Source organism: Sphingomonas sp. RS2018 (assembly GCF_054489605.1).
Genome location: NZ_JBTMWL010000004.1, coordinates 94,861 through 111,275 on the forward strand (window position 1 = coordinate 94,861; position 16,415 = coordinate 111,275).

Here is a 16,415-nt window from a genome sequence, read left to right on the forward strand (position 1 = left end):
TGTCGGCATGCCACTGATCGGCGCCACCAATCCTTATGCTCGCCGCCTTCGTCGCGATGCAACTGAATGCGAAGCCCGCATCTGGCTGGCTGTCCGTAATAGACGTCTGGCCGGTCACAAGTTTCGGCGACAGGCGACGATCGGTCCCTACGTCGCCGATTTCCTGTGCGTGGAGCAGCGCCTGGTCGTCGAGATCGACGGCGGTCAGCACGGCGACGAGCGCGATGCCGCGCGAACCGCGTGGCTGGAAGCGCGCGGTTTCCGCGTCCTGCGCTTCTGGAACACCGACGTGATCGACAACATCAACGGCGTGCTCGCGACGATCGTCGCGACGCTTCACACCCCCTCACCCAACCCTTTCCCGCAGGCGGGAGAGGGCTATTCAGCGAGTGTCGCCCCATGAACGCCCCCACCACCGACTGGACCGCCGCCGGCGAAGCGCAACTTGCCGATGTCGTCGTGCTGCGCCGCGCGATCCACCGCGAGCCGGAGGTCGGGCTGCACTGCCCGCTGACCACGGCGAAACTGCGCGCCGCGCTCGAGGGCCTGCCGCTCGAGATTCACGAATCGACCTCGACGACCGGCTTCATCGCCATCTTGCGCGGTGGCGCGGGTGGGCGTGGGGACAACCAGCGCACGGTGCTGCTGCGCGGCGACATGGACGCGCTGCCGCTGACCGAGGAGACCGGCCTCGATTTCGCCTCCACCATTCCGGGGCGGATGCACGCATGCGGGCACGACAGCCATTCGGCGATGCTGGTCGGTGCGGCAAAGGCGCTGTGCGCACGTGCCGACACGCTGCCGGGCACGGTCGTCTTCATGTTTCAGCCGGGCGAGGAGGGCTATCACGGCGCGCGCTTCATGATCGGCGACGGGCTGCTCGATATCGCCCGGCCCGATGCCGCGTTCGCGCTGCATATCTCGCCCAACATCCCCGCCGGGGTAGTCGTCAGCCGCAACGGGCCGCTGCTCGCCTCGACCGATGCGCTCAACATCACCGTGCGCGGGCGCGGCGGCCATGCGGCGATGCCGCACGAGAATGTCGATCCGATCCCCGTCGCGTGCGAAATCGTGACCGCGCTCAACGCCTTCATCGCGCGGCGCATACCGGTCGCCGACCCCGCGGTCCTGTCGATCACGAAGATCGAGGCGGGATCGGCCTACAACATCGTGCCCGATACGGTAACGATGCTCGGCACGCTAAGAACCTTGTCGCCGGAAACGCGCGTGCTGGCGCAGACCGGGCTGACGCGCGTCGTCGAGCATGTCGCGCTGGCGCATGATTGCGTGGGCGAAGTGCGGATCGACCAGGGCTATCCGGTCACGATGAACGACCCGCGCGCGATCGCGCTGGTGCGCGACATCGCCGAGGACATGGGCGGGGCGGACGGCTGGCGCACCATGCCCGCGCCGATGATGGGCGGCGAGGATTTCAGCTATGTCCTGCGCGAGGTGCCAGGCGCGATGGCGTTCATCGGCGTCGCGGCGGACGGCACCGATCCGGATACGAACCCGCCGCTGCACAACACGCGCATGACGATCGACGAAGCGGTGATGGCGAAGGGCGTCGCGCTCCACTGCGCGTTCGCCGCGCGGGTGCTCGACGGTGGATTGCCGGAACAGCCATGATTCGGTTGATTTTCGCGCGCGCCTCCCGCTAGGCGCTGCGGATGGCACAGGTCGGCATCATCATGGGCTCCACCTCCGATTGGGAGACGATGCGCCATGCCGCCGAGATCCTCGACACACTGGGCGTCGCACATGAGACGCGGGTCGTGTCCGCGCATCGCACGCCACAGCGGCTGTACGACTATGCCGGCGGCGCGGCGGCGCGCGGGCTGAAGGTCGTGATCGCGGGCGCGGGCGGCGCGGCCCACCTTCCCGGCATGGCTGCGGCGATGACGCATCTGCCGGTACTGGGCGTGCCGGTCGAATCGAAAGCGCTGAAGGGCATGGACAGCCTGCTCTCCATCGCGCAGATGCCCGGCGGCATTCCGGTGGGCACGCTGGCGATCGGCAAGGCGGGCGCGATCAACGCGGGGCTGCTCGCCGCCGCGATCCTCGCCGGTTCCGATCCCGGACTGGAAGCGCGGCTGATCGCATGGCGGACCGCGCAGACCGACGGGGTGGCGGAGACGCCGGAGTAATTCGCCCGCCTTTTCCCGTTCGCCCTGAGCCTGTCGAAGGGCCGTTCTTCGATCCGCGAGCGATGATCCTGAGGCACGAAGAACGGTGCTTCGACAAGCTCAGCACGAACGGAGTGTAGTTGATGACCACCGCCCCCCTCCCCCCCGGATCGACCATCGGCATCCTCGGATCGGGCCAGCTCGGGCGGATGCTGGCGATGGCGGCGGCGCAGCTCGGCTATCGCACGCACATCTATGCGCCGGAGACGGGACCGGCCAACGACGTATCCCCGCTGATGACGCGCGCGCGCTACGACGATGCCGCCGCGCTGTCGGCGTTCGCGCGCAGCGTCGATGTCGTCACTTACGAATTCGAGAACGTCGCCTTCGCCCCGATCGCCGCGCTGGCGCCGCTTGCTCCGGTGCGCCCGTCGGCCATCAGCCTCGCGACCGCGCAGGACCGGGTGAGCGAGAAGCGCTTCGTCGAGGGGCTGGGCGGCCGCGCGGCGCCGTGGCGCGAGGTGACGAGCTTCGCCGAATTAGAGGCCGCGATCGCCGACATCGGCTGCCCCGCCATCCTGAAGACCTCGCGCTTCGGCTACGACGGGCGCGGTCAGGCGCGGCTGGCGGACGCGGACGATGCGCGCGCGGCCTGGGATGCGATCGGCGCGGCGCCGGCGATCCTCGAAGGCTTCGTCGATTTCGACCATGAATTCTCGATCGTGCTCGCGCGCGGCATCGACGGCAGCATCGCCAGCTATCCGCCGCCGTTGAACGTCCATGTCGACGGCATCCTGTCGACCTCCACCGTCCCCGCCCCGCCACAGGTCGCCGCACAGTGGACCGAGGCCGCCACGCTCGCCGGCCGCGTCGCTGCCACGCTCGACCATGTCGGCATCCTGACGCTGGAATTCTTCGTCGGCGCCGAGGGACCGGTGTTCAACGAAATGGCGCCGCGCGTGCACAATTCCGGCCACTGGACGATCGAGGGCGCCGTCACCTCGCAGTTCGAGAACCACATTCGTGCCATTTGCGGCCTGCCGCTGGGATCGACCGACGTGACCGGCACGGGGGTCGAGATGACGAACCTGATCGGCGACGACGCCGCGGGCTGGGCCACGTTTCTAAACGAGCCCGAGACGCACCTTCATCTCTATGGCAAGCACGAGGTCCGCGCCGGGCGGAAAATGGGGCACGTTACCCGCGTCGTCCGCTGAGCCGCCGATCGCACCCGAAATTCTCGTGACCCGATCGGCGCAGCGAACGACCCGATCGGCACAACCACCAGACCTTTCTGATAGGTCACAAGTCTGGCACAACCTTTCTGACAGGTGAGCGACGACTCGCCGAAATCAGAGAGGATGTCTGCCATGCGCCTTCGCACCCTGTTCGCCGCTTCGACCGCACTGGCGCTGGCCCTGCCGCTCGCTGCGCAGGCGCAGACGGCATCCGCTGTCGCGCCAGTGCCGCAGGACGGATCGAGGCCCACGACCGGTGCCGATGCGCAGGACGAAAATGTCGGCGAGATCATCGTCACCGCGACGAAGCGCAACGAACGGCTGCAGGACGTACCCGCGTCGGTATCGGTCGTCTCCGGCGCCGATCTGCTGGAACAGGGTGCCGTTCGCTTCACCGACTATGCCTCGCAGGTGCCGGGCCTCAGCCTCACCAGCGCACGCCAGGGCGTGACCCAGGTCGTGGTGCGCGGCATCACTACCGGTGCGGCTCAGCCGGGTTCGACCACCGCCTTCTATATCGATGAGGCGCCGGTCGGTTCGGTCAATGCCTACACCGGCGGCAATGCCATCACGCCTGACCTCGACCCGTCCGACCTCGCCCAGGTCGAGGTGCTCAAGGGGCCGCAGGGGACGTTGTATGGCGCCGGCGCGGTCGGCGGCCTGCTGAAATTCACGACCGTCAACCCGGACCTCAACGACCTGACGGTCCGCGCATCGGCGGGTCTGACCGGCGTCAGCGGAGGCGGGAAGCTCGGTTACGCCGGCCGCGCGATGATCAACATTCCGCTGGCGACCGACCAGCTCACGTTCCGCGCATCAGGCTTCTACCGCAACGATCCCGGCTACGTCGACAATGTGAACCCGCGGATCGGCCGCAACGACGTCAACGAAGCGACGGTGCGCGGCGGCCGTGCGGTGCTGTCGATGCGGTTCAGCCCGGACGTCTCGCTCGATCTGTCGGCCCTGCTGCAGGATACCTCGACCCAGGGCAGCAACGCCGTCGACGTCGATGCGGCGACGCTGCGTCCGATTTACGGCGACCTGAAGCAGGATCGTTCGGCGGTCGAATACGGCCTGACCAAGCTGCGCCTCTATAACGCGACGCTGCGCGCGACCTTGGGCGGCCTCGACATCGTGTCGTCGACCACCTTCCAGAAGATCCTGAACCGCGACAACGTGGACTCACGCCGCAACTTCGTGCCGCTCTATCGGCTGGTCGGCTCGCTGCTGGGCCCGGCGCTCGGCTTCACGATTCCCGCCGACGTCGGCCTGCTCTCGCGCTTCGTGAAATCAACCGATCGCTGGTCGCAGGAGTTGCGCGCCGGCGCGACCGATATCGGCGGCGTGCTCGACCTTCAGGTCGGCGGCTACTGGACCTACGAGGATGACAAGAACCTGCTGGGTATCGACTCGTACTCGCAGACCACCGGCAACGCCTATGTGCTGCCTGCGTTCGCCAACGCATCGATCCTGTCGAGTTACAAGGAATGGTCGGGCTTCGGCAACGCGCGGGTCAAGCTGGCCGAGACGTTCGACGTCCTCGGCGGCATCCGCGTCGCGCATGACGAGCAGCGGTATTCGCAGAACTACAGCGGGCTGCTGATCCTCGCCAGCGCGGGCCAGCCGGCGCTGATCGCCAACGGCCGCGAAAGCGCCACGGTCACCACCTGGATGGTATCGCCGCGGTTCCGGCCGAGCGACAATGTCACGCTCTATGGTCGGGTCGCGACCGGCTATCGCCCCGGCGGCCCGAACCCGGCGCCGCCTACCGGGAACATTCCCAACACCTTCGCGCCCGACCGGCTGATCCAGTATGAGCTGGGATTCAAGGGGCAGACCGCGGACCGTTCGCTGTCGGCCGATGCGGCGCTGTTCTACACCGACTGGGACAAGATCCAGATCCAGACCAGTGCGGGCGGTTTCAACTTCATCGTCAACAGCCCCGCCAGCGCGCGCAGCCAGGGCGCGGAACTGACGCTGCGGTATAATCCGGTGCGGGCGCTGAGCATGACGCTGAACGCTGCGTACACCGATGCCACGTTGCGGGGCAACGCGCCCGCCGCCGGCGGACTGAGCGGCGATCGGCTCCCCTATGTGCCGCGCTGGTCGGGTTCGCTCGTCGCCGACTATGCGGTGCCGCTCAGCGGCGACAACGCGCTGACGATCGGTGCGACGGCGAGCTACGTCGGCGATCGGACCAGCGACTATAGCAATCGCTTTCCCAAGCGTCTCGACGACTACGCCACCTTCGACCTGCGAGCGGGCCTGACCGCCGGCAACCTGTCGGTGAACGCATTCGTCCGCAACGTGACGGACGAACGGCAGATCGTGGTGGCATCGCCGCAGGCGACGGCACCGAGCGCGACAGCGGGCGCCTTCTATTCGGGCGCCATCATCCAGCCCCGGACTGTGGGCGCCGAGGCGGCGATCCGCTTCTAACGGCGCGGATCAGGAGGCACGACGATGGACCTTTCCAGCACCCCCAAGCGCGAGCCGCTCGATCCCGCGTTCGTCGAGCGCCTGTCGGATCGGTTCGCCTTCAACCTTCACCTGAGCGAAGGCATTCGCGCTCAGCACGGCACCAGCGAGTCGCACTTCGCCACCACCCTGCCCGATGCGGTGGTGTTCGCCCGGTCGACCGAGGATGTCGTCGATCTGGTCAACCTCTGCGTCGCGGCGAACGTGCCGATCGTGCCGTTCGGTGCGGGCACTTCGATCGAGGGCAATGCTCTGCCGATCCGCGGCGGCGTCAGCGTCAACCTGTCGCAGATGGACGCGGTGATCGCGGTCAATGCCGAGGACTTCGACTGCACGGTGCAGGCGGGGTGCCGGCGCGAGGAGCTGAACCTGCATTTGCGCGACCAAGGGCTGTTCTTCCCGATCGATCCCGGCGCCAATGCGACGATCGGCGGCATGGCCTCGACGCGCGCGAGCGGCACCAACGCCGTGCGCTACGGCACGATGCGCGAGGCGGTGCTGAACCTGACCGTCGTCACCCCCGACGGCCGCGTGATCCGCACCGCGCGGCGTGCGCGCAAGTCGGCGGCGGGCTATGACCTTACTCGGCTGTACGTCGGCAGCGAAGGGACGCTGGGCATCATCACCGAGGTGACGCTGCGCCTGCATCCGATCCCGGAGACGATCAGTTCGGCAGTCTGCGGCTTCGACAGCATCCAGGGTGCGGTCGATACGGTGGTGCAGTCGATCCAGCTCGGCGTACCGCTGGCGCGCGTAGAATTCCTCGACGCGATGCAGATCCGCGCGGTCAACGCCTGGTCGAAGCTCGCCCTGCCCGAGGTGACCACGCTGTTCTTCGAATTCCACGGATCGCCCGCCGGCGTCGCCGAACAGATCGAGACCGTATCGATGCTGGCGGGCACCAACGGCGGCGGCGAATTCGCCTGGTCGAACCTGCCCGAGGAACGCGCGAAATTGTGGAAGGCGCGGCACGAGGCCTATTATGCCGCGGTCAACCTGCGGCCCGGCGCGATCGGCTGGAGCACCGATGTCTGCGTGCCGATCAGCCGCCTGCCCGACTGCATCCTCGAAACGCGCGCGGACCTGGACAAGGCCAGCCTGCCCGCGACGATCCTGGGCCATGTCGGCGACGGCAATTTCCACGTGATCTTCTCGATCGACCCGAACCGGCCCGAGGAACTGCTGGAGGTCGACGCGATCAACGCGCGGCTGGTCCGCCGCGCGCTGGCGATGGACGGCACCTGCACCGGCGAACACGGCATCGGCCTCGGCAAGCAGGACTGGCTGGTCGAGGAGCTGGGCGAGGCTGTGGACATCATGCGCACGTTGAAGCGCGCGCTCGACCCCCGCGACCTGTTCAATCCGGGCAAGATCTTCACCCTCTGACGCTGGAGCGCCGACATGGCCACCATCCCTGCCCCCGGCCAGTCCGTCGGCCCCGCCGCCACCCGCCCGCTGGTCGCGTTGTTCGCGCTGGCGCTGACGATGGCGGTCGGCTTCACCACGATGACGTCGTTCGGCACGGTGCAGGAGGCCGCGAAGGCCGAACTGTCGCTGACCGACTACAACCTCAGCCTGATCCAGGGGCTGTCGGCGGCGATTCCGCTGGCGCTGTTCTCGATTCCGATCGGCATCCTGGTCGATCGCACCAACCGCGTCCGGCTGATGCTGATCCTCGCCGGGCTGTGGACGGCGGGCACGCTGCTGACCGGGTTTGCCGGGTCGGGGCCGATCCTGTTCGTCGCGCGCATGCTGGCGGGAATCGGCGCCACCGGCGCGCTCACCGCGGCGCTGTCGCTCGCGGCGGACTTCTGCCGGCCCGAACAGCGCGGCCGCGCCCTGCTGATCGTCAGCGTGGGCAAGATGCTGGGCACCGCCGCCGCCTTCGCGGTGACGGGTGCGCTCTACGGCCTGTTCGTGCAGGGCGCGATCGATCCGATCGGCACGCTCAGCGCGTGGCGCGCGACCCACGTCGTCCTGGCGGTGATCGCGCTGCTGCTGGTCATGCCGGTCGGCCTGCTGCGCGAGCCGCAGCGGCGCGAGGTCGTATCGAGCACCCACGCCCCGGCGCGCCAGATCGTCGCCGAACTGTGGCAACGCCGCGTGTTCCTGATCCCGCTGTTCATCGGTCAGGTCAGCGTGGTGATGGCCGATGCCGCCGCGAACATCTGGGCGGCCCCTGTGCTGTCGCGCAGCTATGGCCTGAAACCCGAGCAATTCTCGGGCTGGATGGGCGCGGTGCTGCTGGGCGCCGGAATCGGCGGCGCCGTCCTCGGTGGATTGGCGGCCGATCTGGGTCAGAAGAGCGGGCGACGGGGCGGATTGCTGTACGGTGCGATCCTGGCGGCGGCGCTCGGCGTGCCGGCGGCGGCCTTTCCGGTGATGCCCGACGTCACCGGCTTCGCCATCGCCTTCGGCCTGCTGATGCTGTGCGGGACGGTGACCGGCCTCATCACCTCCGTGTCGCTGACCGTGCTGATCCCCAACGAATTGCGCGGGCTGTGTATCGGTGCCTTCATCGCTTTTGCCGGCATCATCGGCTTCGGCATCGCGCCGACCCTGGTCGCCGCGCTCAGCGATGTGCTGGGTGGAGAAGCCAAGATCGGGGAGGCGCTGTCGATCGTTGGTATCGGCGTCAGCATCGCGTCGGTCGTCGCCTTCGCAGTCGCCGCGCGGCACGCGCCGACCTCAGCGACCGCGCAACCTATCTGAAAGCTATTGGCGATAGCTATCCGATAGGTTACACCGGTCGGAACGGAGGGTCGCATGAAGACGAGAATCGAGGTTTCACCGGAGATGGTCGCCTTCGTCGGCATGGATGCAGTGTCGCCGTTCGACTGGCCTCTCAATGCCTATGCGATGGCCTATGATCTGGCCGCCGGCACGGTCGCGATCGATCCCGCCCCGTCCAGTTGCGACGCGTTGGCCGACGCCGATGTCGTGCTGGTCGTCGCGGCGTCGGCGTGTCGCCGGATCTTCGACCTGTCGCTGGATGTCGCGGGAACCTGGCACCTGCCGAGCGCGGTGCGGTCGATCGCATTGGCGATCCGCGACTGCGCGATGCCGGCCGCGGCCTGCGAAACGCTGCGCCTCGCCAAGAGCATCGAACTGTTCTGCGCGACCTTCGCCGGCCTTGACGAAGGGGCGCTGGTGCCGGTCGGCGGCACGCGCGCGCTGTCGGCGAGCGACGCCAGCCGGATCGTCGCGGCGCAGCGGATGATCGACGAACGCTGGCACGAGAAACTGACGCTGGAAGCGATCGCGCGCGCCTGCGGCATCAACCGCGGCAAGCTGACCCGCGGCTTCCGCGCGATGTTCGACCGCAGCATCGCCGACGCGATCGCCGATCGGCGATTGGGCGGCGCGCGCGTCATGCTGTTGTCGACCAACCTGCCGGTCGCGTCGGTCGGCTATGCCTGCGGCTATCTCAACAACGCCAGCTTCACCCGCGCCTTCTCGCGCCGCTTCGGCGTCGCCCCCACCCGGCTGCGGGCGGCGGCATGAACGCGGTGACGGCCATCGATGGCGGGTCGCTGGTCGATCAGGCGATCCGTGCGGTGCGCGACCATATCCGACGCAGCGACCTGAAGGTCGGCGACACGCTACCTGGCGAAGGCGCCTTCGCCAGCCAGCTGGGGGTCAGCCGCGCGGTGATGCGTGAGGCGTTCGGGGCGCTTGCGGCGCTGCGGCTGATCGACGTCGGCAACGGGCGCAAGGCGCGGGTCGGCGCGATCGACGGATCGGTGATGGCGACGTCGATCGACCACGCCGTCACGACCGCGCAGATCTCGACCGGCGAGGTGTGGGACGTGCGCCGCACGCTCGAACTGCGCACCGCCGCGCTCGCCGCCGTCAACCGCAGCGACGACGACGCCCGCGCGCTTGCCGGCCATGTTCACGAGATGCGTAGGTCCGCGCACGACCTGACCACGCTGATCCGCCACGACATCGCCTTCCACCAGGCGATCGCGCGCGCCAGCGGCAACGCGCTGTTCACGCAGATCATCCGGTCGTTCGAACCGCTGATGCGCACCGCCGTCCCCGCCGCCTGGGACACGCGCCGCACCGACGAACAGCGCGACGCGATCCTGATGCTGCACGACGAGATCGCCCGTACTATCGCCGACCGCGACGCCGATGCCGCGCAGACGATGATGGACCGACATTTCGACGCCAGCATCGCGGACATGTTCGATGCCGCCGATCGACCTTCGAGAATCTGACCGACTGCTCGGCATTGCCGGGCCCGGCGGCGGATGCGATGACCGCGGCATGACTCCAGCCCCCGACGCCATGCTCTCCGCCACCGATGCCTGCCCCTTGTGGAACGACGGTCCGCGGGACGGCGCGTTCGATCTCGATCGGCCGGACGGCACGCTGGAAACCGCCGTGGTCACGGCGGTGCGCCGGCCGTGGCTGTTCGGCTTCACACCCGAACAGCCGAACGGCCAGGCGATGCTCGTGCTGGGCGGCGGGGGCTACACGCAGCTGATGGTCGGGCGCGAGGGGGTGGCGGTCGCGCGGTGGCTGAACGGGCTCGGCTTTCACGCCTATGTGCTGGTCCATCGCTTTCCTACGGTCGAGGACGATGCGCTGGTCGCGCTGGACGACGCGCGGCAGGCGATGCGGATCATCGCGGGTCGCGGACACGACGCGACGGGCGTGGTCGGCCTGTCGTCGGGCGGGCATCTCGCCGCCGCCTTGCTCACGAACGATCCTGCTCGGGAACCAGCGCCCAGGCCCGAGGTCGCGGTGATCGGCTATGCGCCGATCTCCACCAATGCCGCGGGGCGGACGATCGTCGCCGACAAGCCGCCGCTCGCTCCCCCGGCCAAGCAGCGCTTCTACGATCTGGTGCAGCCCGATGCGCAACTGGCGCCGTCGCCACCGCCCGCGTTCGTCGTCTATGCCGGCAACGATCCGGTCGTGCCCGTCGCCAACGCCTGGCGGCTGACCGAGGCGCTGCAGGCCAAGGGCGGTGCGGTCGAGCTGCACGTGTTCGCCGACGCGCCCCACGGTTTCGCGCTCGACACGGTCGACCTGCCGGTCGCGCAGTGGCCGGCGCTATGTGCAGGGTGGCTGCGGCAGGCGGGATTTCTGACTGACGCGACGTAAATCCCGTTTGTCGTCATACGCATGTCGCATGGGGCGGAAACCGGCTATGACGCGCGTCCAGACACTGGTTTTCTAGAAGCTGAACTTCATGCCCGATCCCGACCTGCCGCCGACAGGCGATCGAACCGGCGCCGCCCCCGGCCCGGCTGCATCGCGGCTGGGTGATGCGCATTATCGCTCCATCGTCGACAGCGCGACCGACTTCGCGATCCTGACGACCGACCTCGACGGGCTGGTGACGAGTTGGAATCCCGGCGCGCAGAAGCTGTTCGGCTGGGCCGAGGCGGAGGCGCTCGGGCAGGACGCGTGCATGATCTTCACGCAGGAGGATCAGGACCGCGACGTCTGCGCGCGCGAGATGCGCACGGCGGCCGAACGGGGTCGCGCCGAGGACGAACGGTGGCACCGGCGCAAAGATGACACCCGCTTCTGGGCGTCGGGCCTGATGATGCGGTTCGAGGACGACGCGACCGGCGCGCATCTGGGCTATCTGAAGATAGTCCGCGACCGCACCGCGCAGCACGAGGCCGAACGGCAGCGGCACGAGAGCGAGGCGCTGGCGCACACGCTGTTCGAAAGCAGCGCCGATTGCGTGAAGATGCTCGACCTCGACGGTCGGCTGCAAGCGATGAACCTGCCCGGCCAGTGCATCATGGAGATCGACGATTTCGCGACCGTGACCGGGCGGGAATGGGCGACACTTTGGCCGGAGGAGATGCACGGATTGATCCGCACCGCGCTGGACGATGCGCGGCACGGGCGGACGGGGCGGTTCTACGGTTTTTGCCCGACCGCCAAAGGCACGCCCAAATGGTGGGACGTGCAGGTGTCGCCGGTGCTGGGGGCGGACGGCGCGCCACGCATGCTCCTGTCGGTATCGCGCGACATGACCGAGCGCGCGCTGAGCCAGAATGCCCTGAGCGAAAGCGAGGCGCGGTTCCGCAATCTGGCGGACCACGCGCCGCTCATCATGTGGGTGACCGAGCCGGACGGCTATTGCAGTTACCTCAACCGGCGCTGGTACGAATTCACCGGTCAGACCGAGCAAGACGCGCTGGGGCTGGGCTGGACGAAGGCGACGCATCCCGACGATCAGACGACGGTCGAGCAGGCCTTCCTGGCCGCCGTCGCGGATCAGGCGCCGTTCCGCGTCGAATATCGGCTGCGGCGTGCCGACGGCACCTATCGCTGGGCGATCGACGCCGCCGCACCGCGCTTCGGCGAGGACGGCCGGTTCCTCGGTCATGTCGGCTCGGTCATCGATATCGACGACCGCCGCGAGGCCGAAGACGCCGTCCGCCGCTCAAGCGAGCTGCTGGCCGCGGTGATGGAGGCGGTGCCGGGCGTCGTCTATGCCAAGGATCTGGACGGCCGGATGCTGGCGGCGAACCGTGGTACCGCGGAACTGGTCGGCAAGCCGGTGTCGCAGATCGTCGGGCGGACCGACCGCGAATTCCTCGACGACCCGGTGCAGGCAGACGGCGTGATGGCGAACGACCGCCGGATCATGACCGAGAACCGCGCCGAGGTGCTGGAGGAGGATGTCGACTTCCCCGACGGCACGCGGGCGACGTGGCTGTCCACCAAGTCCCCATTCATAGATGCTGACGGCGCGGTGGTCGGGCTGGTGGGATCGTCGGTCGATATCACCGAGCGCAAGCGCGCCGAGGAACGGCTGCGCGAGTTGAACGACACGCTGGAGCAGCGGGTCGCCGCGGCGCTGGCCGAACGAAAGATATTCTCCGACGTCGTCGAGAATTCGAGCGCCGGAATCCTCGTCGTCGATCTCGATTATCGCATCCTCGCCATCAACCGCACGAACGCGGACGGCATCATGCGCGCGTTCGGCTTCATCGCGGGCGTCGGCGACAATCTCATCGACCTGCTCGCCCATGTCCCGAAGCATCAGGCGGAGATGCGCGCCGGCTTCGGCCGCGCGATGAAGGGGGAGGAATACACCATCGTCGCCGAATTCGGCGACGAACGGTTCTGGCGGAGCACCTACGAAGTCCGCTTCGGCGTGTTGCGCGATCGCGACGGCGCTATCATGGGCGTGTCGCAGACGGCCTACGACGTGTCCGACCGGGTGCGCGCCCAGGCCGAGCTGGAGCATGCGCAGGAGGCGCTGCGCCAGAGCCAGAAGATGGAGGCGGTCGGCCAGTTGACCGGCGGCATCGCGCACGACTTCAACAACCTGCTGACCGGCGTGATCGGCTCGCTCGACATGATGCAGCGGCGCATGGCGAAGGGCGACACCGAGAAGGTCGAGCGCTACGCCACCGCCGCGATGACCTCGGCCAATCGCGCCGCGGCACTGACCCACCGCCTGCTGGCCTTCTCCCGCCGCCAGCCGCTCGATCCCAAGCCGGTCAACGCCAACCGGCTGGTCACGGGCATGGAGGAACTGCTGCGCCGTACGATCGGCGAGCGGGTCCGGCTGGAAATCGTGACGGCGGGCGGGCTGTGGCAGACGCTGTGCGATCCGCATCAGCTCGAAAGCGCGATCCTGAACCTTGCGATCAATGCGCGTGATGCGATGCCTGAGGGCGGCGCGCTGACGATCGAGACCTGCAACGCGCATCTCGACACCGCCTATGCCGCGCAGAGCCGGGAGGTCCGGGCGGGGCAATATGTCTGCATCTGCGTCACCGATTCGGGCGTCGGCATGACCTCGGACGTGATCGCGAAGGCGTTCGAACCGTTCTTCACGACCAAGCCGATCGGACAGGGCACGGGCCTGGGCCTCAGCATGATCTACGGCTTCGCGCGCCAGTCGGAGGGCTATGCCAAGATCTATTCGGAGGTTGGCAAGGGCACGACGATGAAGCTCTACCTGCCGCGCTATTACGGCGAGGGCGAGGATGCGGACGAGGCAATACTCGCGCCGACCGAAGATCACCGCGCCGAGAACGGCGAGATCGTGCTGGTCGTCGAGGACGAGACCGCGGTCCGCGATCTGGTCATCGATGTGTTGCAGGAGCTGGGCTATCGCGCGCTGGAGGCCCCGGACGGCCCCTCGGGACTGAAGATTCTGCAAAGCGATGCGCGGATCGACCTGCTCGTCACCGACATCGGCCTGCCGGGACTGAACGGTCGGCAGCTGGCCGATGCCGCCCGGGTGTCGCGACCAGACCTCGGCGTGTTGTTCATGACGGGCTATGCCGAGAACGCCACGATGGCGAACGGATTTCTCGACCCCGGAATGCAGATGATAACGAAGCCGTTCGCGGTCGAGGCACTGGCGACGCGCATCCGCGACATGGTGGAGGGCGCATAGTCGCGGTCGCCCCTCCCCCGCAGGGGAGGGGCGTGCCGGATCACGCCAGCGTGCGGACGCCGGGTTCGCGGGCGTAGAAGCGACGCTTGGCTGCCGCGACGAACGCGTCGCCCAGACCGGTGACGCCCTCGTCCGCCTCGACGCCGGCCTTGTCGAGCAGCGGCTTGGCCTCATCGCTGGCACCGATCGCCTTGAGGTGGCCGAAGGCGTCCATCGCGAACTGCACCGCGGCGCCTTCCTTCAGCAGCGACGCGCAGCCCTCCTTCGACAGGATGATCGCGACCGCGTCGAACAGCTGCGACGGCGTGCCCGCCAGCTGTCCGTCCGCCTTGCGCACGCTGCCGTCCGACAGCTTCGCGCCGCCGACCTTGGGCGCGATCAAGACCGCCTTCGCCTCCGCCGCCTCGACCGCGGCGATCACCGTATCGAGCGCGCCCGCGTCGGTGCCGTCCGCGATCAGGATACCGACCGCGCGGCCCTTCAGTGTGTCCTTCATGTTCTTGTGAATCGACAACGCATCGGACGGCGTCATCTCCACCGGCTCACGCGCCGCCGCCGCCTTCTCGGGCAGGTCCAGCCCAAGACCATCGGCGACCCGCTGCGCCAGGTCCTCGTCGACGTTGCGCAGATTGGCCAGCATCCGCGGCGGCACCTGATCCAGCAAGCCGACCTTTGACAGCTCGAACACGAACGACGAGGCGATGTGCGACTGCTCGTTCTCGGTCTGCGAACGGTAGAACAGCCGCGCCTGGCTGTAGTGGTCGGCGAACAACTCGGCACGCACGCGCAGCTTGTCGCCGCTCTCGTCCGGACCAGTCGCGGCGTTCACCGTCGCAAAGCCGCGCTCGACACTTTCACGTGGGCCACCGTCCTCGCCGTGCGCGGCGAGGCTGTTGGGCTCGTAGTTGGCGCGACCCTTGGGCACATGCGTCTGCATCTTGCCGTCGCGCTGGAAATTTCCGAACGGGCAGCGTGGCGCATTGATCGGGATCTGGTGGAAATTGGTCGTCCCCAGCCGCGAATTCTGCGTGTCGAGATAGCTGAACAGCCGCCCCTGCAGCAGCGGATCGTTCGAGAAATCGATTCCGGGCACGATGTTGGTCGGCAGGAACGCGACCTGCTCCGTCTCCGCAAAGAAATTGTCGACGTTGCGGTTCAGCGTCAGCGTGCCGATGATCCGCACGGGGACGTCGTCCTCCGGGATCAGCTTCGTCGAGTCGAGCACGTCATAGGGCTGCGCGCGCGCGAAGTCCTCGTCGAACACCTGGATGCCGAGATCCCACTCAGGGAACGCACCGGTGTCGATCGCTTCCCACAGGTCGCGGCGCTGATAGTCGTTGTCAGCGGCCTGCAGCTTCAGCGCCTCGTCCCAGATCGTCGATTGCAGGCCGAGCTTCGGCTTCCAGTGGAACTTGACGAAGCTGGCCTTGCCCTCGGCGTTCACCAGCTTGAAGGTGTGGACGCCGAAACCCTCCATCGTGCGGAACGACCGCGGCAGGGTGCGGTCCGACATCGCCCACATCAGCATGTGGGTCGTCTCCGGCATCAGCGACGCCCAGTCCCAGAAGGTGTCGTGCGCGCTGCCGGCTTGCGGATAGGCGCGGTCGGCCTCCATCTTCACCGAATGGACAAGATCGGGGAACTTGATCGCGTCCTGAATGAAGAAAACCGGGATGTTGTTGCCGACAAGATCCCAGTTGCCCTCCTTCGTGTAGAATTTCACCGCGAACCCGCGCACGTCGCGCGGCGTATCGACCGAACCCGCGCCGCCCGCGACGGTCGAAAAGCGCACGAAGACCTCGGTCTTCTCGCCCTTCTGGAACACGGCGGCCTTCGACAGGTCGCTGATGTCGTCGGTCGCCTCGAACACGCCGTGCGCGCCGCTGCCGCGGGCGTGGACGATCCGCTCCGGAATACGCTCGTGATCGAAGTGGAAGATCTTCTCGCGCAGCACGAAATCCTCGAGCAGCGTCGGGCCGCGCGCACCGGATTTCAGGCTGTTCTGGTTGTCGCTGATCGGCACACCGTGGTTGGTGGTCAGCACGGGCGTATCGCCCTCCGCGCGCTGATGCGTTTCACCACCGCTGCCGATTTCGGTCTTCACGTCGCTCATTGTCAAATGCCCTGCTGGAATCCTGTGCGGACTGAACGAGCGGCAGGGCGGATCGGCCCCGCGCGCCT

Annotated in this window: 12 protein-coding genes; 11 read left to right on the forward strand and 1 reads right to left on the reverse strand. The window is 67.8% G+C overall.

What is annotated here, in order from left to right:
* The first annotated feature begins 7 nt into the window (after positions 1 to 7).
* The 11 genes from ACX40P_RS12870 (at position 8) to ACX40P_RS12920 (ending at position 14,234) form a co-directional block, all read left to right on the forward strand.
* Positions 8 to 403, forward strand: coding sequence for an endonuclease domain-containing protein (locus ACX40P_RS12870; RefSeq protein WP_459126754.1), 396 nt, complete (start codon positions 8 to 10; stop codon positions 401 to 403).
* The gene (locus ACX40P_RS12875) at positions 400 to 1,629 is read left to right on the forward strand and encodes a M20 metallopeptidase family protein (RefSeq protein WP_459126755.1); all 1,230 of its coding nucleotides are present in this window, start codon (positions 400 to 402) and stop codon (positions 1,627 to 1,629) included. Before ACX40P_RS12870 ends, ACX40P_RS12875 begins: the two co-directional genes overlap by 4 nt.
* Before the next feature lie 41 nt (positions 1,630 to 1,670).
* Positions 1,671 to 2,147, forward strand: a complete 477-nt coding sequence (gene purE, locus ACX40P_RS12880; RefSeq protein WP_459126756.1) for a 5-(carboxyamino)imidazole ribonucleotide mutase — start codon at positions 1,671 to 1,673, stop codon at positions 2,145 to 2,147.
* A gap of 122 nt (positions 2,148 to 2,269) precedes the next feature.
* Positions 2,270 to 3,343 carry a 5-(carboxyamino)imidazole ribonucleotide synthase gene (locus ACX40P_RS12885; protein WP_459126757.1) on the forward strand — a complete coding sequence of 358 codons (1,074 nt, stop codon included), beginning with the start codon at positions 2,270 to 2,272 and terminating at the stop codon, positions 3,341 to 3,343.
* Between the two features lie 153 nt (positions 3,344 to 3,496).
* Positions 3,497 to 5,803, forward strand: a complete 2,307-nt coding sequence (locus tag ACX40P_RS12890) for a TonB-dependent receptor (protein ID WP_459126758.1) — start codon at positions 3,497 to 3,499, stop codon at positions 5,801 to 5,803.
* A 24-nt stretch (positions 5,804 to 5,827) separates the two neighbouring features.
* A complete protein-coding gene (locus ACX40P_RS12895) occupies positions 5,828 to 7,228 on the forward strand; it encodes an FAD-binding oxidoreductase (protein ID WP_459126759.1) in 1,401 nt (466 codons plus the stop codon).
* Between the two features lie 15 nt (positions 7,229 to 7,243).
* Positions 7,244 to 8,554 (forward strand): MFS transporter, encoded by a 1,311-nt coding sequence (locus ACX40P_RS12900; protein ID WP_459126760.1) that lies wholly within the window; start codon positions 7,244 to 7,246, stop codon positions 8,552 to 8,554.
* Between the two features lie 54 nt (positions 8,555 to 8,608).
* Positions 8,609 to 9,346, forward strand: coding sequence for a helix-turn-helix transcriptional regulator (locus tag ACX40P_RS12905; protein ID WP_459126761.1), 738 nt, complete (start codon positions 8,609 to 8,611; stop codon positions 9,344 to 9,346).
* The gene (locus ACX40P_RS12910; protein WP_459126762.1) at positions 9,343 to 10,065 is read left to right on the forward strand and encodes a FadR/GntR family transcriptional regulator; all 723 of its coding nucleotides are present in this window, start codon (positions 9,343 to 9,345) and stop codon (positions 10,063 to 10,065) included. The genes ACX40P_RS12905 and ACX40P_RS12910 overlap by 4 nt, the downstream gene beginning before the upstream one ends.
* Before the next feature lie 49 nt (positions 10,066 to 10,114).
* A complete protein-coding gene (locus ACX40P_RS12915; RefSeq protein ID WP_459126763.1) occupies positions 10,115 to 10,957 on the forward strand; it encodes an alpha/beta hydrolase in 843 nt (280 codons plus the stop codon).
* Between the two features lie 88 nt (positions 10,958 to 11,045).
* The gene (locus ACX40P_RS12920; RefSeq protein WP_459126764.1) at positions 11,046 to 14,234 is read left to right on the forward strand and encodes a PAS domain-containing hybrid sensor histidine kinase/response regulator; all 3,189 of its coding nucleotides are present in this window, start codon (positions 11,046 to 11,048) and stop codon (positions 14,232 to 14,234) included.
* Positions 14,235 to 14,274: 40 nt separating this feature from the next.
* Here ACX40P_RS12920 and ACX40P_RS12925 read toward each other — a convergent pair whose 3' ends face one another.
* Positions 14,275 to 16,347: a catalase gene (locus ACX40P_RS12925; RefSeq protein ID WP_459126765.1), complete on the reverse strand. Its 2,073-nt coding sequence runs from the start codon at positions 16,345 to 16,347 to the stop codon at positions 14,275 to 14,277.
* Positions 16,348 to 16,415 lie beyond the last annotated feature (68 nt).